18 protein-coding genes, 1 tRNA gene and 1 pseudogene are annotated in these 18725 nt (G+C 67.9%); 10 read left to right on the forward strand and 10 right to left on the reverse strand.

Features of this window, described 5'->3' with window-relative positions; genetic code table 11:
- Positions 1 to 2 precede the first annotated feature (2 nt).
- The 5 genes from ML342_RS06710 to ML342_RS06730 form a co-directional block, all read right to left on the reverse strand.
- Complete coding sequence (locus ML342_RS06710) at positions 3 to 521, reverse strand: DUF2939 domain-containing protein (RefSeq protein WP_240126257.1); 519 nt, start codon at positions 519 to 521, stop codon at positions 3 to 5.
- An 88-nt stretch (positions 522 to 609) separates the two neighbouring features.
- The gene (locus ML342_RS06715; protein WP_240126258.1) at positions 610 to 1788 is read right to left on the reverse strand and encodes a DUF4785 domain-containing protein; all 1179 of its coding nucleotides are present in this window, start codon (positions 1786 to 1788) and stop codon (positions 610 to 612) included.
- 10 nt (positions 1789 to 1798) lie between these two features.
- On the reverse strand, positions 1799 to 2671 hold the full coding sequence (locus ML342_RS06720) for an alpha/beta hydrolase family protein (protein WP_240126259.1): 873 nt from the start codon (positions 2669 to 2671) through the stop codon (positions 1799 to 1801).
- A 134-nt stretch (positions 2672 to 2805) separates the two neighbouring features.
- Positions 2806 to 4251 (reverse strand): exodeoxyribonuclease I, encoded by a 1446-nt coding sequence (gene sbcB, locus ML342_RS06725; protein ID WP_240126260.1) that lies wholly within the window; start codon positions 4249 to 4251, stop codon positions 2806 to 2808.
- An 8-nt stretch (positions 4252 to 4259) separates the two neighbouring features.
- A complete protein-coding gene (locus tag ML342_RS06730; RefSeq protein ID WP_240126261.1) occupies positions 4260 to 4901 on the reverse strand; it encodes an energy transducer TonB in 642 nt (213 codons plus the stop codon).
- 97 nt (positions 4902 to 4998) lie between these two features.
- Here ML342_RS06730 and serS point away from each other — a divergent pair, with 97 nt between their 5' ends.
- The 4 genes from serS to ML342_RS06750 all read left to right on the forward strand — a co-directional run bounded on the left by serS (position 4999) and on the right by ML342_RS06750 (position 8272).
- Positions 4999 to 6279 (forward strand): serine--tRNA ligase, encoded by a 1281-nt coding sequence (serS, locus tag ML342_RS06735; protein WP_240126262.1) that lies wholly within the window; start codon positions 4999 to 5001, stop codon positions 6277 to 6279.
- A 51-nt stretch (positions 6280 to 6330) separates the two neighbouring features.
- Complete coding sequence (locus tag ML342_RS06740) at positions 6331 to 7299, forward strand: LysR family transcriptional regulator (protein WP_439655170.1); 969 nt, start codon at positions 6331 to 6333, stop codon at positions 7297 to 7299.
- Between the two features lie 105 nt (positions 7300 to 7404).
- Positions 7405 to 7494: transfer RNA gene (locus ML342_RS06745), tRNA-Ser, on the forward strand.
- Between the two features lie 124 nt (positions 7495 to 7618).
- Entirely contained in the window at positions 7619 to 8272 is a 654-nt protein-coding gene (locus ML342_RS06750) for a response regulator (protein WP_240126263.1), read from the forward strand.
- A 177-nt stretch (positions 8273 to 8449) separates the two neighbouring features.
- Here ML342_RS06750 and ML342_RS06755 read toward each other — a convergent pair.
- Positions 8450 to 11263: pseudogene (locus ML342_RS06755) on the reverse strand (Rne/Rng family ribonuclease); the annotation flags it as partial.
- Between the two features lie 460 nt (positions 11264 to 11723).
- Between ML342_RS06755 and ML342_RS06760 the strand changes: the two are divergent.
- Positions 11724 to 12689 carry an RluA family pseudouridine synthase gene (locus ML342_RS06760; RefSeq protein ID WP_240126264.1) on the forward strand — a complete coding sequence of 322 codons (966 nt, stop codon included), beginning with the start codon at positions 11724 to 11726 and terminating at the stop codon, positions 12687 to 12689.
- A gap of 13 nt (positions 12690 to 12702) precedes the next feature.
- Here the strand turns inward: ML342_RS06760 and ML342_RS06765 are convergent, their stop codons facing one another.
- A complete protein-coding gene (locus ML342_RS06765) occupies positions 12703 to 13044 on the reverse strand; it encodes a 4a-hydroxytetrahydrobiopterin dehydratase (RefSeq protein ID WP_240126265.1) in 342 nt (113 codons plus the stop codon).
- Between the two features lie 75 nt (positions 13045 to 13119).
- Here ML342_RS06765 and ML342_RS06770 point away from each other — a divergent pair, with 75 nt between their 5' ends.
- Positions 13120 to 13713 (forward strand): NfuA family Fe-S biogenesis protein, encoded by a 594-nt coding sequence (locus tag ML342_RS06770; RefSeq protein WP_240126266.1) that lies wholly within the window; start codon positions 13120 to 13122, stop codon positions 13711 to 13713.
- Between the two features lie 14 nt (positions 13714 to 13727).
- Positions 13728 to 15458, forward strand: coding sequence for a hypothetical protein (locus ML342_RS06775; protein ID WP_240126267.1), 1731 nt, complete (start codon positions 13728 to 13730; stop codon positions 15456 to 15458).
- A 7-nt stretch (positions 15459 to 15465) separates the two neighbouring features.
- On the opposite strand, the gene ML342_RS06780 is transcribed toward ML342_RS06775, so the two are convergent.
- Genes ML342_RS06780 through asnS form a run of 3 tightly spaced genes read right to left on the reverse strand, consistent with a single transcriptional unit; the run spans position 15466 to position 17489 of the window.
- Positions 15466 to 15771, reverse strand: a complete 306-nt coding sequence (locus tag ML342_RS06780) for a hypothetical protein (protein WP_240126268.1) — start codon at positions 15769 to 15771, stop codon at positions 15466 to 15468.
- On the reverse strand, positions 15768 to 16073 hold the full coding sequence (locus ML342_RS06785) for a hypothetical protein (protein WP_439655177.1): 306 nt from the start codon (positions 16071 to 16073) through the stop codon (positions 15768 to 15770). The genes ML342_RS06780 and ML342_RS06785 overlap by 4 nt, the downstream gene beginning before the upstream one ends.
- A 15-nt stretch (positions 16074 to 16088) precedes the next feature.
- Positions 16089 to 17489 (reverse strand): asparagine--tRNA ligase, encoded by a 1401-nt coding sequence (asnS, locus tag ML342_RS06790; protein ID WP_240126270.1) that lies wholly within the window; start codon positions 17487 to 17489, stop codon positions 16089 to 16091.
- Positions 17490 to 17553: 64 nt separating this feature from the next.
- Between asnS and ML342_RS06795 the strand changes: the two genes are divergently transcribed.
- From ML342_RS06795 to rpsR, 3 genes are all read left to right on the forward strand, one after another.
- Positions 17554 to 17895: a HesB/IscA family protein gene (locus ML342_RS06795; protein ID WP_240126271.1), complete on the forward strand. Its 342-nt coding sequence runs from the start codon at positions 17554 to 17556 to the stop codon at positions 17893 to 17895.
- Positions 17896 to 18043: 148 nt separating this feature from the next.
- Entirely contained in the window at positions 18044 to 18457 is a 414-nt protein-coding gene (rpsF, locus tag ML342_RS06800) for a 30S ribosomal protein S6 (protein ID WP_240126272.1), read from the forward strand.
- 24 nt (positions 18458 to 18481) lie between these two features.
- Positions 18482 to 18712, forward strand: a complete 231-nt coding sequence (rpsR, locus tag ML342_RS06805; protein ID WP_240126273.1) for a 30S ribosomal protein S18 — start codon at positions 18482 to 18484, stop codon at positions 18710 to 18712.
- Positions 18713 to 18725 lie beyond the last annotated feature (13 nt).

Here is an 18725-nt window from a genome sequence, read left to right on the forward strand (position 1 = left end):
CTTCAGTCCGGTAAGCGCAGGCCGGTCAGCTTCCAGCTCAGACCTTCGCGGCGAAACTCGAATACCACCGGTTCGCCGTCGGCGTTCATGACGGTGGCGGTGAACAGCGAGGGCGACTCAAATCGGGTTTGCGCCTGCGGCAACGGGTCGTTGGGCGTGCCGGCCGGAGTGACGTGCTTGAGCGCGCTGCCCTGCAGCAGCACGGCCAGCCCGCGCGGCGAGGCCATCGCCTTCACCGCGGGCTCGGTAAAGGCCGCGCTGACCTTGCCGATGGCCAGCGGTCCCGAACGGGACGCGGTGCGCGCCAGTATGTCGCGCATGATCTTTTCTTCGAGCTGCGGACGCAGGCTGTCCCGCAGCCGCTGGAAATCCACGAACCGCCACAGCTGGTCCTGCTGCCCGCTGGCCACCAGCCGGCGGATGCCGTTGATCGCCAGCCACGGCCCGGCCGCGACGTAGAGCAGCAGTAGCAGCGCTGCCGCTCCCAGCGGCAGCAACGTCCATTTGAGGGGCTTACGCATGCCGTATCCCGGAGAAGTGAAGCCACAGCCTGCCCAAATGGCGACGGCCGGGCAAGCCCGGCCGTCGCTTGAGGCGCGCCTGTCGCCGTCAGAAGCGGGCGGCGCGCTCGCGCAGCTCCAGCTTGCCCAGGCGGGACTGGTCGTTGAGTTCCAGCGCGCGCAGCTCGAACGGGGCGCCATAGCCGGGCGGCAGGTGCTCGCGCGGGAACTGCAGCACCAAGGTCCCGTTGCCGGCTTCCATCCAGGCCGCGGTATGGGCCTCCGAGACTGGGCGCAGGCTGCCGTCCGGGGCGCTGGCATACAGCGTGCCGCGGGCCTCATAGCGCCCGGGCGAGGCCACCTGCACCGGCAGCGAGACCTGCAGCCGGCTGGCATCCAGCGCATAGCTGCCGGCGAGACGGGCGGTGGGCTGCGCGACGGCGAAGGCGGTGCGCGCATCGCGGGGAATCCCGCCTACATCCGAAAACACCTGCAGCTCCCACAGCCCGGGCACGGCGACCGCGCGGTCGGGCAGGGTGAACGTGGCGGACTGGCTGCCATCCGCATTGGTGCGCACGCCGACTGCCTGGCTGCTGCCATCCGGGGCCACCAGCAGCGCGTTGCTGCGCAGCGCGCTCGGGCGGCCGCCGGACGTCGCCGCGATCGTCACCCGCATCTGCTCGCCGGCCAGCGCCTGGCTGCGCTCGGCGCGGGCGCGCAGCACCACGGGGCTATTGGGTTCGAACACGTGGATCACGTAGCGCCCTTGCGCGCGCGGCACCTGCAGGATTGCCCGCCCGGGCCCGCTGCCGGCTCCCAGACGCAGCACCTGGGTGCCGGCGCTGGCCTCCATCCCGGCCTGGCGCAGGGCCTGCGCATCGGCGCTGCGGGCGATGCCGACCGGACGCCCTTGCATCGCCACCCGGATATCGTCGGCACGCAGGGCGGCCGCGCCGGCCGCGGGGCTCACCCTTACCAGCGCATTGGGTGCCGACATCGGCAAGACCACGCCCTGTTGCAGCTCGCGTCCTTGCACCGTCAGCCAATACTCCCGGCTCTCGGCCAGGAATGGCGGCGTATTGGTGAGGGCCAGAGTGGGGTCGAGCGCCCAGGCGAAAGATACCGGCTTGCGCTCGAACGCGCCTTGCGGAGCCGGTAGGGTCACCAGCCGGGTCGGCACCTGGTCATGCCCGCCGGCAGGCAGCAATGGCTGTGCGGCGAAGGTAGGGGCCGCCAGCAGGATCATGAGCGCGGCCGTGACCGCCGCGCGTAGAAGAGTCGAACGCATCGTCAGGCCCTCACTTCATGTCGTTGCGGAGGATGGCATCCAGGCCGAAGCAGGCGCGCCGGCTCTGGTTGTGGCTGAGTGGCTCACTGCCGGCCATGCGCGACTTGTCATAGAACCAGACGCTGCCGGCGGCGGACTGGCTGCTGCAGTTCAGGAAGCCGTCGGAGCAGCTGTCCAGCCAGGCCTGGGTGATTTCCAGACCGACGTTGAGGGTGTAGCCGCCGCAGTAGCTGTCCGGATCCCAGACCGCGGTTTCCACGTCGGTGCCGACTACGCTGCGGAATGGCTTGGGCAATGATGGCCGGCCTCCGGTGCCATAGAGATAGTTGGCGTTGTAGTAGGCCATCCAGCTCACCTGCTGCTGGCGCACCGCGTCCGACTTGTAGCCCAGCAGCCAGCCGAGCGAGGTCTCGAACACGTTGCCGTTGATCACCGCGTCCGCCAGCGGGGTGCCGGCGGAGGAGGGTGCGAGCGCGTTGACCCGCACGATCCGGCTGATGATCGCCGGATAGCGGCTGTCCCAGGTCGGGTTGGAGAGCATCCAGCGCACGATGTTGCCGCCGTTGGAATGGGTGATCACGATCAGGCGGGTGATGCCCTTGGCGTTGATGAACTGGGTGAGCTGGTCGGCCAGGCAGCCGGCGGCGCGGCTGTCCCACATGTACTGGTCGAAGTCGCAGTTGATGACTACGTAGTTGGCGGGATTGGCCAACCCGGCGCGGACGTTGTTGACCATCGTCGGCTGCCAGTAGTCGTTGTAGGCGTCGGTCTGCTTGCCGGTGCCGTGCACGAACGCCACGCCGGTGACGTCGGCGGCATGGGTCAGCGGCGAGAGCAGGACGGCCAGACACAGTCCAAGCGCCGCCAAAGCGGATCTGAACATGGAACCTCCCCAGGCTGGATGCCGCATGGCCTGCGGCGGGCGTCGTCCCCCTCCCCAGGGTCGTGGACGACGCAGGTCAGAATACGCAGCAGTATGGGAAAGTCATGCCGCAGCGCGGCAAGTCTGGCGCTATCTCAGGTGAGTTCCCGTTCGCGTCGGCGTCCCCACTCTTCGAGCGCATCCAGCCGGGTCTGGATGGCGGCGGCATCGGGATGCTGGGCGCGGAGTTGCGCGATTTCTGCGAAGAACTGCGGCAAGGTCAGCTCGGACAGGCCGCTGTCGGTGAGCAGGCGCTGGCGGCGGTAGGCATCCCAGGCCGCGCGCTCGTCGGCATCCAGCGTCTCGGGCCAGTTGCGCGCGCGGTAGCGCAGCAGCAGGGGCGGCAGGCGCGCGTCGCGGAACGCGAAATGGGTCTGTCCAAGCCGCTCGGGCGGAGTGGCGCGCACCTGCGCCAGCAGGCGCTTGTCGGATGGCGCGATGAAGCCGTCGTAGAGCGCCGCATCGGGGTCGGGCGCGGCCAGCGTACGCTCGCGCGCATACACCTGGCGAATCTTCTCGGCCAGCATCGGTCCATGCCGGCGCAGGTGCGCGGCGCGTTCTTCCACCGTGGCGGGGTCGATCTTGAGATGCTCGAAATCCGCTGGACGCAGGTTTTTCCATTCCACCAGCGCCGGGCATCTGTTGGCGTGCACTTCCTTCAGCGCAATCCGCGACTCGCCAGGTGCCAGGTCTTCCTGCCGCACGTACAGGCGTGCGGCGATTGCGTCGGGGTCGAGCTCGAGCAGCGGCTGCGGATCGCAGGTCAGATCGAACACGATGGTGCGGGTGTCGTACTGTGGATGGCGTGTAAGCGGCAGTACCGGCGCCGCGCACAGGCGCGAAGCAGGAAATCGCTGCGAGACGTGCAGCACCGGCGTCATCGCTATGGGGTCGAGCAGGGAGGCGGTATAGCGCTTGTCGCGCAGGCGCAGGGCATAGTCCCACAGCTTGGGCTGGTGACAGCGCAGCCGCCGGGCCAGGCCGATCAGCGCGCGCACGTCGCTCAGCGCTTCGTGCGCCATGCCTTCGCGCAGACCATTGGCCTCAGCCAGATCCTCGAGCTTGAAGCTGGTGCCCTGACCGTCTTCGCGCTTTGGCCAGATGATTCCGTGCGGACGCAGGGCGTGCATCAGGCGCAGCACGTCCAGCAGGTCCCAGCGGGAGTTGCCGTGCTTGTATTCGCGCTCGTAAGGGTCGTGGAAGTTGCGGTACAACCCATAGCGCACGAACTCGTCGTCGAAGCGCAGCGAGTTGTAGCCCACGCTGCAGGTGCCGGGACGGCCCATTTCCTCGACGATGCGGGCGAATGCAGTCGCCTCGTTGACACCGTCGCGCAGGGCCTGCTGCGGCGTGATTCCGGTGACCAGGGTGGCGCCGGGCGAGGGCAGCAGATCGTCTGCCGGCTTGATGAAGAAGCTGATGGGCTCCTCGATCGGGTTCAAGTCGGGATCGGTGCGGATCGCGGCGAACTGGGCGATGCGGCTGCGGCGCGGATCGGCGCCGAAGGTTTCGAGGTCGTAGAACAGGAAAGATGCGGACATCGCCTGGGTCAGCGGTTGGGATCGAACTGGATCGGCACCACGACCTCGGCCTGCACCGGCTGGCCGTTGCCCAGGGCGGGGCGGAAGGTCCAGCGGCGCACTGCTTCCAGCGCCGCGCGGTCGAGGTCGCGATTCCCGCTGCTTTCCGCGAGTTCCAGGCGATCCACCCGGCCATCGGGCGCCACCGTCACCCGCACCTTCACGGTGCCGCCGATGTTCATGCGCAGGGCTTCTTGCGGATAGCGCGGCGGCGGGGCATCGACAGGTACTGGGGGGCTCTGCTCGCTGCCCGCAGCAGCGGCGCTCGCCGGCGGGGGTGAGTTCGGCGTGGATGGTGGGGCCGGAGGCGCAGCCCGGCTGGCCGGCGGCGGGCTGGCGGCGGGTGCCGTCGAATCGAGCCGTAGCCCGCTGACATTGCCGTCCGTTCCGGGATGGACGACATCCGGCGGCAGCGGCGCCGGCAGCGCTTCCGGCAGGGTGGCATTGGCCGGGGCATCGCCGGTCCTGTAGAAATCCTTGGGCTGGCGCGCGTTCAGCCAGACCAGTACGAACAGCAGCAGCCCAGCGGCAAAGGCCAGCGCCACCAGTTTCACCAGTGGCGAGCGCGCGAACAGGAAGCGGCGCGGTGATGGTGGAGCGGGCGCGGTCATGCTGGCATTCTGGCATAGCCGCGCCCGATCGCTGTCAATGCCGGGGCGCGCTCGGCGATAATAAATACCGATACGTCTCGCACCATTCGGAGCCTGCATGCTCGATCCCGCCCTGTTGCGTCACCACACTGCCGATCTCGCCGCCCGTCTGCGCGAAAGTCGCGGCTTCGATCTCGACGTAGCCCGGTTGCAGGCGCTGGAGGCCGAGCGCAAGCATCTGCAGGTGCGCACCCAAGAACTGCAGAACCTGCGCAACACGCGCAGCAAGCAGATCGGCATGGGCAAGGCCAAGGGCGAGGACGTCTCCGCGCTGATGGCCGAAGTGGCCGGCCTGGGCGATGAGCTGAAGGCCTCGGAGCTCGCGCTGGAGCGCATTTTGGCGGAGATCGACGCGATTGCGCTGGGCATTCCCAACCTGCCCGATCCCAGCGTGCCGCTGGGCAGCGATGAGAGCGGCAACGTCGAGCAGCACCGTTGGGGGACGCCGCGCGTCTTCGACTTTGCGGTGAAGGATCATGTCGAGCTGGGAGCGCGCCACGGCTGGCTGGACGGCGAGACCGCGGCCAGGCTGTCAGGCGCCCGCTTCACCGTGCTGCGTGGCCAGCTGGCGCGCCTGCATCGCGCGCTGGCCCAGTTCATGCTGGATCTGCATACCCGCGAACACGGCTACGAGGAGACCAACGTGCCGGTGATCGTCAACGCGGAGGCGATGCATGGCACCGGCCAGCTGCCCAAGTTCGCGGAGGATCTGTTCTCCACCCAGCTCGGTGAACACGTTCGCTACCTGATTCCCACCAGCGAAGTGCCGTTGACCAATAGCGTGCGCGATCAGATCCTCGACGGCGAGCGCCTGCCGCTGCGGATGACCGCCCATTCGCTGTGCTTCCGCGCCGAGGCAGGGGCGGCGGGGCGCGATACGCGCGGCATGATTCGCCAGCATCAGTTCGAAAAAGTGGAGTTGGTCAGCATCGCCCGCCCTGAGGAGTCCGATGCCGAGCACGAGCGCATGACCCGCTGCGCTGAGGTGGTGTTGGAGCGTTTGGGGCTACCGTACCGGCGCATGCTGCTGTGCAGCGGCGACATGGGCTTCTCCGCGCGCAAGACCTATGACCTCGAGGTCTGGCTGCCATCCCACAATGCCTATCGCGAGATTTCCTCGTGCTCCAACTGCGGCGATTTCCAGGCGCGTCGGATGCAGGCGCGCTGGCGCAATCCCGAGACCGGCAAACCCGAGTTGGTGCACACTCTCAACGGCTCTGGTGTGGCGGTCGGGCGCGCCCTGATCGCGGTCATGGAGAACTACCAGCAGGCCGACGGCAGCATCGAAGTGCCGGCGGCGTTGCGGCCGTACATGGACGGGCAGGAGCGGATCGCTTGAGCGTCCGTGCCTGCCGCACGGGTCACCACGCGCTTGCAGAGGAGCCCAGGCATGCAGGATCTCAATGATCTCTACTACTTCGCGGCCGTCGTGGATCACGGTGGCTTCGCCGCTGCGGAGCGCGCGCTTGGAATCCCGAAATCACGGCTCAGCCGGCGCATCAGTGCGCTGGAGGCGGAACTCGGCGTGCGCCTGTTGCAGCGCTCGACCCGTCGTTTTGCGGTCACCGACGTCGGCCTGAGCGTGCACCGGCACGCGCAGGCGATGCTGGCCGAGGCGCAGGCCGCGCGCGAGGCGGTGGATCGCCTGAGCGCCGAGCCCCGCGGCAGCGTGCGCGTCAGCGTGCCGGTGTCGATGGCGCAGCAGCAGATGCCGAAGCTGCTGCCGGAGTTCCTGGCCCTGTATCCGAAGGTGCGTGTGCAACTGGTGGTCAGCAACCGGCGGGTGGACGTGATCAACGAAGGCGTGGACGTGGCCATCCGCGTGCGCAGCAAGCTGGATGAGGATGGCAGCCTGGTGATGCGCAGCTTCGGCCAGATTCAGGAGCTGCTGGTGGCCAGCCCGGACTATCTCGATCGTGCCGGACGTCCGCAGGTGCCCGAGGATCTGGCCCAGCATGTGACCCTGAGCATTAGCGAGGACGAGGCCCGTCAGCGCTGGGAGCTGCACGGCCCGGATGGCGAGGTGCGCCGGATCGAGCTGCAGCCGCGCATCACCGGATTCGACTTTCCGCTGATGCAGGCGCTGGCCGAGAGCGGCATGGGCATTACCCTGCTGCCGGAGACCATCTGCGCCGAGGCGGTGCGCAGCGGGCGGTTGGAGGTGGTGCTACCGCAGTGGCGGCTGCCGATGGGCATCGCGCATGCGGTGTTCGCGTCACGCCGCGGCATGCTGCCGGCGGTACGGGTGTTCATCGACTTCCTGGCGGAAAAGCTGCCCCCGCTGCTGGAGGCGGCGCGTTTGGAATGCAGCGACCCCGAATGCCTGCGGCGCCTCGCCGCCGGCCGCAGGCGCGCGTGAGCGCGGCTGCGTGCGGGCTCTGCCCGGTGCGCGCGGGGTAGCACGCGGGGAAACTGCGGCTGGCGCGTGCAGTCGGCCGCGGTGGCATGTCAAAATCCCAGGCACGGAAGCGTGGCCGAGTGGTTTAAGGCAGCGGTCTTGAAAACCGCCGTGGCAGCGATGTCACCGTGAGTTCGAATCTCACCGCTTCCGCCATGATCCGAATCGTATCGGGGGTTTTCAGGGATTTCTGATCGCGGGATGCGGTATCGCCCGCTGGCTTGCTCGCCCGTGCAGGCGCTAGTCTGGGCGCATTCACATCGTAGCTGGGGGAGCTGCCATGACCATTCGGGTGTTCATCGTCGACGATCATGCGCTGGTGCGGACGGGGTTCCGCCTGATCCTGAGCGCCGAACCCGACATCGAGGTGATCGGGGAGGCCGATAGCGCCGAGCAGGCGCTGCCGCAGATTCGCAAGCTCAAGCCAGACGTGGTGCTGTGCGACCTGCACCTGCCCGGGCTGAGCGGGCTGGAAGTGACCGAGCGGGTGGTGCGCGGCGACTACGGCAGCCGGGTGATCGTGGTGTCGGTGCTGGAAGATGGGCCGATGCCGCGGCGGCTGCTGGAAGCCGGCGCTTATGGCTACGTGGGCAAGGCCTGCGATGCGGCCGAGCTGCTGAAAGCCGTGCGCGACGTCGCGCGCGGGCGCAAATACCTCTCCAGCGCGATTGCCCAAGGGCTGGCGTTGGCGGGCCTGCAGGGCGAGACGTCCTCGCCCTTCGATGCGCTCACGCCGCGGGAGCTGGAGATCGCGCTTCTGCTCAACCAGGGCCTGCGGCAGGAGGCCATCGCGCGCCAGTTGAGCCTGAGCGCCAAGACGGTGAATACCCACAAGACCCGCCTGTTCGAGAAGCTGGGCATCCGCGACAGCATCGCGCTGGCGCGGATGGTCAGCCAGTACGGGCTGGCGGATCCCGCGCAGGCCGTGCACTGACGGCCTGCGCGTCAGGGGCCTGACGGATCAGGCGTCCTGTCGATCGTCCTGTCGGCGGTGATCGGCCGCCGCAGGTGCGGCAGCCGTCGATTCCTGCTGGCGAGCGGTGTCGAACAGCCCGCGCAGTTGCTCCGCACGCCGCTGGGCGACGTCGGCGGGCACCCCGCCGTGATCGCGCGCGGCGTCGGCCTCGGCCAGGAGTTCGGCGTGTTCCGCGGCGGTCGCGGAGGTGTCCGCCGTGACTGCGGCGACGGGTTCCTCCGTGGCCCCGGTGGCCTCGCTGGTGTCTTCGCCGGAACGCTCCGCAGGCAGCTGAGCCTGCGCGGAGCTGGCCGAGACCGCCTCGGGCTGGTGGGTTGGCGCCGTGGCGGTGGCAGGGTCTGCCGGTGGCAGCGGTTCGCTGATCGTGGCCGGAGCAGCGGGCGCTGGCGCTTCGCGGAGGAGTGCCTCCGGTGACGTCGTTGGCGCTGCCGCGGCCGCTACCGTCGAGACGGACGCCGTGACCGGGGAGGCGACGGGAGCGGGCGCTGGCGGCGTGATATCGATGAAATCGAACTCGGGCTGGCTGGCCTCACTGCTGACCACCTCATCCAGCGCTTCGACGTGCTCCAGGCTGGCTTCGTCGCTGTGACCGCTGCTGGCGTCGCCAGCGCCACGACGGCGACGACGTCCGCCGCGACGACCGCGACGGCGCTTGCCGCCGGTACCGTCACCCTGCGGCGCTTGTTCGGCGAGTTTGGGCGCGGTGGTGTCGGCGGCGGTCTCGGTCGCGGCTGCCTCAGCCGTGGATGCGAGCGCGGGCGTGGCGGTCGGCGTCTGCGGCGCGATCAGGCCGGCCTCGTGTTCGGTGGCGGTCGGCGTGGCTTCTGCATTGACGGGTGTGACCATTGCCTCTTCGGAGGCGCGTTCGGGCTTGGACGAGCGCGGCTGCTGACGGGCGTCCTGCGAACGCGATTGCGGCTTGTCCTGGCGCGACTCCTGCTGCTGCGGCTTCTCCTGCTGCGGCTTCGGCTCCTGACGGGCGTCCTGCTTCTGGGCCTGCTTCGACTGGCCTTGCGCCGGTTTGTTGGACGCCTGCTGCTTTTGCTTTTGTTTCTGCGCCGGCTCGGGGCGTGCATCGCGCTGACGGCCTTCGTCACGACGTGCCTCGTTAGCGGAGCGGCCATCGCGCGCTTCGCGGCGGACATTGTTGCCGCGCTCGTCGCGTTGAGACGGGGCGGGCGAGGAGGGCGCCGAAGCGGGCGCAGGGGCTGGTGTGCCTGCGAACAGTCCACGTAGCCAGCCGAGCACTCCGCTGCGGGCGGGTGCCGGCGGGGTGGGGGGCTGAGGGGCGGCTGCTGCTTGATCGGCCGGGGCCGGCGTGGCTTCCGGCGGCATTGGCTTGGGCTCGCGCAGCGGGGCCGGCTGCGCCGGCTTGACCTTGGTCACCGCCGGCGGCGGGATGTTGAGCTGGGCCTTGGTCAGCGCAATCGTATTCAGCTTGCGTGGGGTGCCGCGCTGGTAGCTCGGTTTGCTGGTCTCTTCGCCGAGTTCATTCTTGCGAATACGGGTGACTTCGTAGTGCGGAGTCTGCAGCTGCTCGTCGGCGACGATGATGATCGGCGCGTCATGGCGCTGTTCGATTTCGCGCAGCGCGCCGCGCTTTTCGTTGAGCAGGAAGTTGGCGATCTCCACCGGGGCCTGCACCAGCACCTGCCCGGTGTTGTCCTTCATCGCGTGCTCTTCGGCGATGCGGATGATCGACAGCGACAGCGACTCGACGCTGCGCATGCGGCCATGGCCCTCGCAGCGCGGGCAGACGATCTGGCTGGCTTCGCCCAGGCTGTTGCGCAGGCGCTGGCGGCTCATCTCGAGCAGGCCGAAGCGGCTGATGCGGCCGATCTGCACGCGCGCGCGGTCGTATTTGAGCGCGTTCTGCAGGCGATTTTCGACTTCGCGCTGGTGCTTGGGGCTGGACATGTCGATGAAGTCGATCACGATCAGTCCGCCAAGGTCGCGCAGGCGTAGCTGGCGCGCGATTTCGTCGGCCGCTTCGAGATTGGTATTGAACGCGGTCTCTTCGATGTCGTTGCCCTTGGTGGCGCGCGCGGAGTTGACGTCGATCGCGGTCAGCGCCTCGGTCTGGTCGATCACCAGCGAGCCGCCGGAGGGCAGACGCACGGTGCGTTCATAGGCCGCTTCGATCTGCGACTCGATCTGGAAACGGTTGAACAGCGGAATGTCGTCGGTGTAGTGCTTGAGCTTACGCAGGTTGTGCGGCATCACCTGCTCGACGAACTCGCGCGCCTCGGCGTACATCTCCGGTGTATCCACCAGAATCTCGCCGATGTCGCTGCGCATGTAGTCGCGCAGCGCGCGCACGATCAGCCGACTTTCCTGGTAGATCAGGAACGGCGCCGGCTTGCTCAGCGCGGCCTCGGCGATCGCGCGCCAGATGCTCAGCAGGTAGTCCAGATCCCACTGCAGTTCCTCGGGGTCGCGGCCGACCCCGGCGGTGCGGATGATCACCCCCATGTCGTTGGGGATGGTCAGTGAATCCAGTGCTTTCTTCAGCTCGGCGCGATCCTCGCCCTCGATCCGCCGCGAGACCCCTCCGGCGCTGGGCGAGTTGGGCATCAGCACCATGTAGCGGCCCGCGAGCGAGATGAACGTGGTCAGGGCGGCGCCCTTGTTGCCGCGTTCTTCTTTGTCCACCTGCACCACCACTTCCTGGCCTTCCCGCAGGAGCTCCTTGAGGTTGGCCTTGTGCGGGTCCACTCCCGCCTGGAAGTAATCGCGGGAGATTTCCTTCAGCGGCAGGAAGCCGTGGCGCTCTGCGCCGTAATCGACGAATGCGGCTTCCAGCGAAGGTTCGAGCCGGGTGATGCGGCCCTTGTAGATGTTGGATTTCTTGTTGTCGCGCGCCGGTTGTTCGATGTCGATGTCGTACAGCGATTGACCGTCGACGATGGCAACCCGCAGTTCTTCCGCCTGCGTGGCGTTGATCAGCATTCGCTTCATTGTGCGTTCCTTGTGCGCTGCCCACCCGCGGGGCGGGTGTCGCGCGGAACGCCATGGGGCGCCTTGCTTCTGGATACCGCAGGCGCGCGGCTGCGCAGAAGCGCAGGCCGTGCGGCTCTCTCGTTGTCCAGCGCTGCCACACCACGGCGAACCGCGGGAGCGCTCGTTCCTTCATTAGATTTTCGGGGCCGGCGACCGCCGCCGCACACCGCGAAGGTGGTTGGCGCGTCGCGCGGGACATTGTTCAACGGGTGGAATCACGGCAGGGCCGGCGATGCGCAGGACTGCCGCGCAGCCGTTAACATGTCCACCCCGAGGGTGGCGGCAACGTCACTGCGCCGGAGCCCGTCAGGCAGGCCGGCTTTCGGCCGGAAAGGGCGATGGATTGCCCGGCACTGCCTGCGAAATCAGACCTTTGCATCACGCCCCGAGTGTACCAGATCAGTCTCCGATGACACAGCCTGCCCCCCCTGCCGGTGGCGGCGCGCGCAGCGTGCGCGTCCCCGACGAACGCGCTGGCCAGCGCCTGGACAACTTCCTGCTGGGCCAGCTCAAAGGCGCGCCGCGCTCGCTGGTGTACAAGCTGGTGCGCAGCGGGCAAGTGCGGGTGAACGGGGGGCGGGCCAAGGCGGAGCGCAGGCTGGAAGCTGGGGACGAGGTCAGGATCCCGCCTGTTCGCATCGAATCGCCGCAGGATGGCGACCGTTCGCCGCCGAAAGGGCTGCTCGCGGCGCTCGATGCGGCGATCGTATTCGAGGATACCCGTCTGCTGGCGATCAACAAGCCCTCGGGCATCGCCAGCCACGGAGGCAGCGGCGTTGCGTTCGGGGTGATCGAAACCCTGCGCGCGCTGCGGCCGCGCGACAGCCTCGAGCTGGTGCACCGGCTCGATCGCGATACCTCCGGCCTGATGGTGCTGGCCAAAAAACGCTCTGCTTTGAGCGAACTGCAGCGATTATTGCGGGAAGATCATGGATCTGGCATCGAAAAGCGCTATCTCGCGCTGTTGGTCGGTCGTTTGCCGGACGGCGCCATGCGGGTGGATGCGCCGCTGCACGTCGGCCTGCGCCAGGGGGGCGAGCGCCACGTGCAGGTCAGCGCCTCGGGCAAGCCGTCGGTCAGCCATTTCCGGGTGCTGGAGCGGCGCGGCGGGCAGAGCTTTTGCGAGATCCGCATCGAAACCGGGCGTACTCACCAGATTCGCGTCCACGCGCAGCACATCGGCCACCCGGTAGCCGGCGACGACAAGTACGGCGATACGGCCGCGAACAAGCGGCTGCGCGAGCAGGCGGGTCTGAAGCGGCTGTTCCTGCACGCCTCCGCCCTGGAGTTTGCGCTGGATGGCGGCAAAACGCCGTACTCGCTCAGCGCGCCATTGCCGCCAGAATTGCTGGAAGTGTTGGCGCGGCTGCGCTGAGGGGTATGGCGGTTCAATCCGCGAGCAGGTCGGTCTTGGCCGCGCAGATGAAGTCGTTCTCGCTCAGACCGCCGACGTCGTGGGTGGACCAGCGCACCACGCAGCGGTCGTAATGCACCGATAGGTCGGGGTGGTGGTTTTCGCGGTTGGCCACATGGGCCAAGGCGTTCACGAACGACATCGTGCGGTAGTAGTCCGCAAACGTGAACGTGCGAATCAGTGCGTGTCCGTTTTCTGCCAGCGCCCAGCCGGGTACCTGCGGCAGCAGTTCGCGGATGCTGGCGTCGGTCAGACGATGCTCGTGGCCGCGACGCGGGATGCAGTGCGCGTGGGCGAGGGGGATCAGGTCGGCCATGCCAGGGCTCCGTCTTGCATGAATACAGGGGGGAGACGCGCGCGCAGCGTGCGCCAGCCTCGCTAGAATAGCCGCATGATCCGCATTTCCGAAGCCGCACAAGCGCATTTCCGCAAACTGATCCAGCGCGAGGCCATTCCGGGCCTGGGTGTACGGCTGTCGGCGGTGCATGCAGGCACGCCGCGTGCCGACGTGCGCCTCGAGTTCGCGGGCACAGAGGATTTGCAGGGCGACGAGTGGGCGATCGACTGCGAAGGCTTCACCTTATGGCTGGATGCCCCCAGCGCGCCATTTCTTGAGGGAGCGGAGATCGATTACGCCACGTTGGCCACCGGTGGGCAGCTGCAAATCCGCGCGCCTGCCATCAAGGGCCGGGCGCCTGCACCGGATGCGCCGCTGGATGAGCGCGTGCGCTGGGTGATCGAGCACGACGTCAATCCGCAGCTGGCGATGCACAAAGGTCATGTCGAAGTCATCGAAGTGACCGCCGACGGCATCGCGGTGCTGCAGTTCGGCGGTGGCTGCCACGGATGCAGCATGGTCGATGTCACCCTCAAGCAGGGAGTCGAGAGGGCCTTGCTGGAAAAAGTGCCGGGCCTGGCGGGCGTGCGCGATGCCACCGACCATGCCAGCGGCAGCGCCCCCTATATGCCGCGCGGTCAGGGCTGAGACGGTCGGCGCGCGTGACGACGGCTGCCGACGTCATCGCCGCGATCAACCAGCGCCGCCTGCTGCGCATGGGGCGGCCGGACGGCGCCGGGCAGTTCCCCGCGGGCTGGCAGGGCTGGTTCGAGGCACTCGACCCGATCGATACCTCCACCGCGCGCGCGCATGTGGAGGCCTGTGTGGCCGGCCTGGCGCAGCGTCCGCTGCCGCCTCGCGGAGGCGGAGGACTTGGCGCGCCGTTTTTCCATCTACTGCGGCGTGCGCGGCCGTCGGATCCGCGTGAGGATCGGGGGCTGCGCATCGCCGCGGGCGTGGCCGATCTTTTGCTGCACATCGTCTTGCTGGTACTGCTGGCGTGGCTGATGTACCTGCGCTTCCTGGCGCTTTCGCAGGCGCCGGAGGACGAGCAGGCGGTGCAGGTCGAGTTCATCGGGCGCGGCAATGCGGCGGCGGGTGGTGGCGCACTGGCGAATGCCGGCGCGGAATCGGCCCCGGCCGCGGCGGCGCCACGTGCACGCACATCCCGGGTGCCGGAGCCGCCGGTGGCCAGCGTCGCGACCGGCGACGGCGGCCGCCCGCAGCTGGAGCAGCAGGCGCTGCCCTCGCCGCCTGTGCTGCAGGCTCTGCCCGACGCACCGGCGCGGCAGCCGCCGCCGACGCCGGCGAGCGCGGCGCAGGAGCTTGATGTCAGCAATGTTCCGCAACCCCAGCCGCAAGCGCTGCAACTGCCGCCGCCGCGTCCCTCGGCGCTGCGATTGCCAGCGCTGCAGCTGCGCGATGTCCCGCCGCAGGCGGCGGTCGAGGAGCTACCCAACCTCCCGACACCTCCGGTGCGCATGCTGCAGCCCGCCGAGCGTCCGCTGCCGCTGCGGGTCCCGGAACCAAAGACGCGGGTGGAGGAGATCGAGGTCTTCACCCCGGATACGCGCGCCATCGCCCGCTTGCGCCCGCTGCCAACGGTCGATCTGCCGCTGCGCGAAGAGCGGTTGCGTAGCCAGGTGCAGGCGCTGCCGCTGCGCGAGGGGCAGGCCAGCGCCGCGGCACCCGGTGGTGCGGCCTCCGCCCAGCCTGGCGTGGGTAGCGCCGCCAATGGCGCCAGCCCGGTCCGCGGTGCGGGGGGCGATGCGCGCCTGCCGGCGGGTAGCGGCCAGGCCCAGGCCGGCACCGGCGCGGGTGCGCGCGCGGCCGCCGAGGGCGGGCGCGGGGTCGGCACGGTCGGGGCGGGGGCCGGGCCGGGCCTGACGCCCGCGCCGGGTGGCTGGCCGGGAGCTGCCAAGAGCGACGATTGGGGGGCCTCCAACCGCAACGTGGCCGGCACCGGCAACGGCGGCCGCCGCGGCGATGGCCAGTCCGGGCTATTCAATCCCGACGGAAGTGTGCGTCTGCCGGATACGTGGTCGAAGAACAACCGCCTCGATCTCGACCGTGCGGGGACCTGGCTCAAGCGGCCCGGGCTGGAATACCGCGGCACCCGCTTCGACAAGTATTGGATTCCGGACGGCAGCCTGCTGCAGGAGTGGGTGCGGCGCGGGATCAAGGAGCTGTCGATCCCGATCCCGGGCACCGGGCTGCAGCTGAAATGTGTGGTATCGCTGCTGCAGTTCGGTGGCAGCTGCTACCCGGTCGATCCTGACGCCAATGAGCAGCCGTCCAGCGGACGGCCTGCGCCGGACATTCCCTTCAAGCCGGAGCTGCAGGAAGACAACGGCAGCGTGCGTCCGCCGACGTCGCCTGCTGGCCAGCGCTAGTGCGGCATCAATCGCTGCGCGTGAAGGTTTGCACCATCAGCGCGCGTAGGGCCTGATCGTCCGGCGCGTGCGGTGGCGCCAGTTCGGCCAGCAGAAACCCGCGCGCCTGCGCATCCGCCTCGTCCAGGCCGTCGAACTCGACGAATTCGGCATCCAGCAGCGCCGCGCGCGCAGAGTCCACGCTATCGAAGGGCAGGGTGTTGCCATCGCAGTCGAAGACCTCGGCGGTGCCGGCCGCGCGCTCGCGCAGGCGCGCCCAGATCACCGTGCGGCCGAGGGTGGCCAGCCACCAGCTTTCATGCCTGGCCGTCATGACAGTGCCTGCCCGACGATCCAGAGCACGCCGCCCATCGCCACTCCATCCAGGATCACCAATAGCGAAATCCAGGACGGCGTGGCCAGGCCACTCAGCGCGCGATCCGGGTAGGCGCGGTAACGGCGCCGCAGCAGCCACCATAGCGCCTTGGGCTTGAGGAAGGCGCCTTCACCAAGCTCTGCCGCGATCGCGGGGTGGCGGTCGCGGATGTGCACCAGGGTGAGCGGCCAGAAGATCACGAACGCGGTGGCGCCGGCGATCGCAACCGCGAACGCGGTCAGGGCCAGAAACAGGATCAAGTCCGCGTTCATCGGTCAGAACTCGGCATGCCCTGGGGTGCGCGGATAGGCAATCGCGTCGCGGATGTTGGTCAATCCGCACACGTACACCACCAGCCGCTCGAAGCCGAGACCGAAGCCAGCGTGCGGAACGCTGCCGTAACGGCGCAGATCGCGATACCAGCCGTAGTGCTGGGGATCCAGTCCGAACTGCGCCATGCGCGCGTCCAGCACGTCCAGGCGCTCCTCGCGCTGGCTGCCGCCGATGATCTCGCCGATGCCCGGCGCCAGCACGTCCATCGCGGCCACGGTCTTGCCGTCGTCGTTCAGGCGCATGTAGAACGCCTTGATGTGCTCGGGATAGTTCATCACCACCACCGGACGGCCGACGTGCTCCTCGGTCAGCCAGCGCTCGTGCTCGGTCTGCAGGTCCAGGCCCCATTCGACTGGGAAATCGAACTGCTTGCCGGATTTCTGCAGCAAGGTGATGGCCTCGGTGTAGTCGATTCGCTCGAACGGTGCGTTGATGAAGCCTTCCAGGCGGCTGATCGCGTCCTTCTGCACGCGTTCGGCGATGAAGGCCATGTCGTCGCCGCGCTCATCCAGCACCGCGCGGAACAGATACTTCAGAAAGTCTTCGGCCAGGTTGGCGTCGTCGTTGAGATCGGCGAACGCGATCTCCGGCTCGATCATCCAGAACTCGGCCAAATGGCGGGTGGTGTTGCTGTTCTCGGCACGGAAAGTGGGGCCGAAGGTGTAAACCTTGCTCAGGGCCAGGCAGAACGCCTCCACGTTGAGCTGGCCGGAGACGGTGAGGAAGGTCTCCTTGCCGAAGAAGTCGTGCGTGAAGTCCACCTCACCCTTGTCATCGCGCGGAAGGTTGGCCAGGTCCAGGGTGGAGACACGGAACATCTGGCCTGCGCCCTCGGCGTCGGAGGTGGTGATGATCGGCGTGCTGATCCAGTAGAAGCCGCGCTCGTGGAAGAAGCGATGCACTGCCTGCGCCAGGCAGTGGCGGATGCGGGTGACTGCGCCGAACAGATTGGTGCGCGGGCGCAGATGGGCGAACTCGCGCAGGTACTCCAGCGAGTGCTGCTTGGGCTGCATCGGGTAGGTGAGCGGGTCCTCGACCCAACCCACGACCTCGATCCGGCTGGCCTGGATCTCGAAAGCCTGGCCCTGGCCCGGTGATTTCACCAGGGTTCCGGTGCAGATCACCGCGCAACCGGTAGTCAGGTGCTTCACCTCGGTCTCGTAGTTGGTCAGCGTGGCCGGCGCCACCACCTGGATCGGCGCGAAGCAGGAGCCGTCGCTGACGTTCACGAAGCTCACCCCGGCCTTGGAGTCGCGGCGGGTGCGCACCCAACCGCGCACCGTCACCTGGCCGCCTTCCGGAACATGCCCGGCCAATGCCTGGGCCACGGAGATCGTCGTCATCTTGAAATCCTGCATTGCGCGCCTGAGATGGAAACGGAAAGTTTACCGGAGCTACAATCCGCTCATGGCCATTTCTCTCACCGATAGCGCTCGCGCCCGCATCCTGGGCTACCTGAAGGACGACCCCAAGGCGATTGGCTTGCGTTTCGGGGTGTCCCGCAGCGGCTGCTCCGGCTGGGGCTACCGGATCGACATGGCGCGCGAGCAGCGCCCCGACGACGTGGTGTTCGATTCCGAGGGCGTCCGTATCTTCGTGGACGCCGCCAGTCTGCCGCAGGTGGACGGCACCCGCATCGATTTCATCAAGCACGGCCTGAACGAGCAGTTCGCCTTCGACAACCCTAACGTCACTGGCGGCTGCGGCTGCGGGTCGAGCTTCACCACGGACGCCGACGCTGCGCTCTGATTGCGCGAAGCGCACCGAATCGCCATAATATCGGGCTCCCGAAAATCGGGAGTTCTTGCCCGAACGCGCCTGTCCGCCCTGCGGCAGGTGGCCGAGGGCTGTCCGGCCGGCATCCCGCCTGCCGCCATCCATAAGGAACCCACTATCCATGCGTCACTACGAAATCGTATTCCTGGTCCATCCTGACCAGAGTGAGCAAGTCCCGGCCATGATCGAGCGCTACAAGGGCTTGATCGAGGCCGGCAACGGCAAGGTCCATCGTCTGGAAGATTGGGGGCGTCGCCAGTTGGCCTACCCGATCCAGCACCTGGTCAAAGCGCACTATGTGCTGATGAACATCGAAGCCGCGCAGTCCGTGCTCGATGAGCTGGTCAGCACTTTCCGCTTCAACGATGCGATCCTGCGGCACCTGGTGATCCGCCGCGACAAAGCCATCACCGAGCAGTCGCTGATCATGAAGAGCAAGGACGAGAAGGGCGACAAGCCCGAGCGTCGTCGCCGTGACGACGAGAGCGACAGTGCCATCGGCACTGGCGACATCGACAACGCCGAAGCCGCCTAAGCGCCGTCCTCCAGGAGCATTCCCATGTCCAAGTTCTTCCGTCGCCGCAAGTTCTGCAAGTTCACCGCCGAGGGCGTCACCGAGATCGATTACAAGGATCTCAACACCCTGCGCCAGTACCTGACCGAGACCGGCAAGATCGTTCCCAGCCGGATTACCGGTACCAAGTCCAAGTACCAGCGTCAGTTGCAGAACGCCATCAAGCGGGCGCGCTACCTTGCGCTGATCCCGTACACCGACAACCACAACCTTTGATTCCCGTCTTCCG

The sequence above is a fragment of the Thermomonas alba genome, assembly GCF_022419205.1.
Taxonomy (GTDB): domain Bacteria; phylum Pseudomonadota; class Gammaproteobacteria; order Xanthomonadales; family Xanthomonadaceae; genus Thermomonas; species Thermomonas alba.

Bases quoted from the DNA above. Each gene is read 5' to 3' on its own strand.
- ML342_RS06710 (WP_240126257.1), bottom strand. From the start codon at position 521: ATGCGTAAGCCCCTCAAATGGACGTTGCTGCCGCTGGGAGCGGCAGCG.
- asnS (WP_240126270.1), bottom strand. From the start codon at position 17,489: ATGACGACGATCTCCGTGGCCCAGGCATTGGCCGGGCATGTTCCGGAA.
- ML342_RS06770 (WP_240126266.1), top strand. From the start codon at position 13,120: ATGATCCGCATTTCCGAAGCCGCACAAGCGCATTTCCGCAAACTGATC.
- rpsR (WP_240126273.1), top strand. From the start codon at position 18,482: ATGTCCAAGTTCTTCCGTCGCCGCAAGTTCTGCAAGTTCACCGCCGAG.
- ML342_RS06765 (WP_240126265.1), bottom strand. From the start codon at position 13,044: ATGGCCGACCTGATCCCCCTCGCCCACGCGCACTGCATCCCGCGTCGC.
- sbcB (WP_240126260.1), bottom strand. From the start codon at position 4,251: ATGTCCGCATCTTTCCTGTTCTACGACCTCGAAACCTTCGGCGCCGAT.
- ML342_RS06715 (WP_240126258.1), bottom strand. From the start codon at position 1,788: ATGCGTTCGACTCTTCTACGCGCGGCGGTCACGGCCGCGCTCATGATC.
- rpsF (WP_240126272.1), top strand. From the start codon at position 18,044: ATGCGTCACTACGAAATCGTATTCCTGGTCCATCCTGACCAGAGTGAG.
- ML342_RS06760 (WP_240126264.1), top strand. From the start codon at position 11,724: ATGACACAGCCTGCCCCCCCTGCCGGTGGCGGCGCGCGCAGCGTGCGC.
- serS (WP_240126262.1), top strand. From the start codon at position 4,999: ATGCTCGATCCCGCCCTGTTGCGTCACCACACTGCCGATCTCGCCGCC.
- ML342_RS06730 (WP_240126261.1), bottom strand. From the start codon at position 4,901: ATGACCGCGCCCGCTCCACCATCACCGCGCCGCTTCCTGTTCGCGCGC.
- ML342_RS06720 (WP_240126259.1), bottom strand. From the start codon at position 2,671: ATGTTCAGATCCGCTTTGGCGGCGCTTGGACTGTGTCTGGCCGTCCTG.
- ML342_RS06780 (WP_240126268.1), bottom strand. From the start codon at position 15,771: ATGACGGCCAGGCATGAAAGCTGGTGGCTGGCCACCCTCGGCCGCACG.
- ML342_RS06750 (WP_240126263.1), top strand. From the start codon at position 7,619: ATGACCATTCGGGTGTTCATCGTCGACGATCATGCGCTGGTGCGGACG.
- ML342_RS06740 (WP_439655170.1), top strand. From the start codon at position 6,331: ATGCAGGATCTCAATGATCTCTACTACTTCGCGGCCGTCGTGGATCAC.
- ML342_RS06795 (WP_240126271.1), top strand. From the start codon at position 17,554: ATGGCCATTTCTCTCACCGATAGCGCTCGCGCCCGCATCCTGGGCTAC.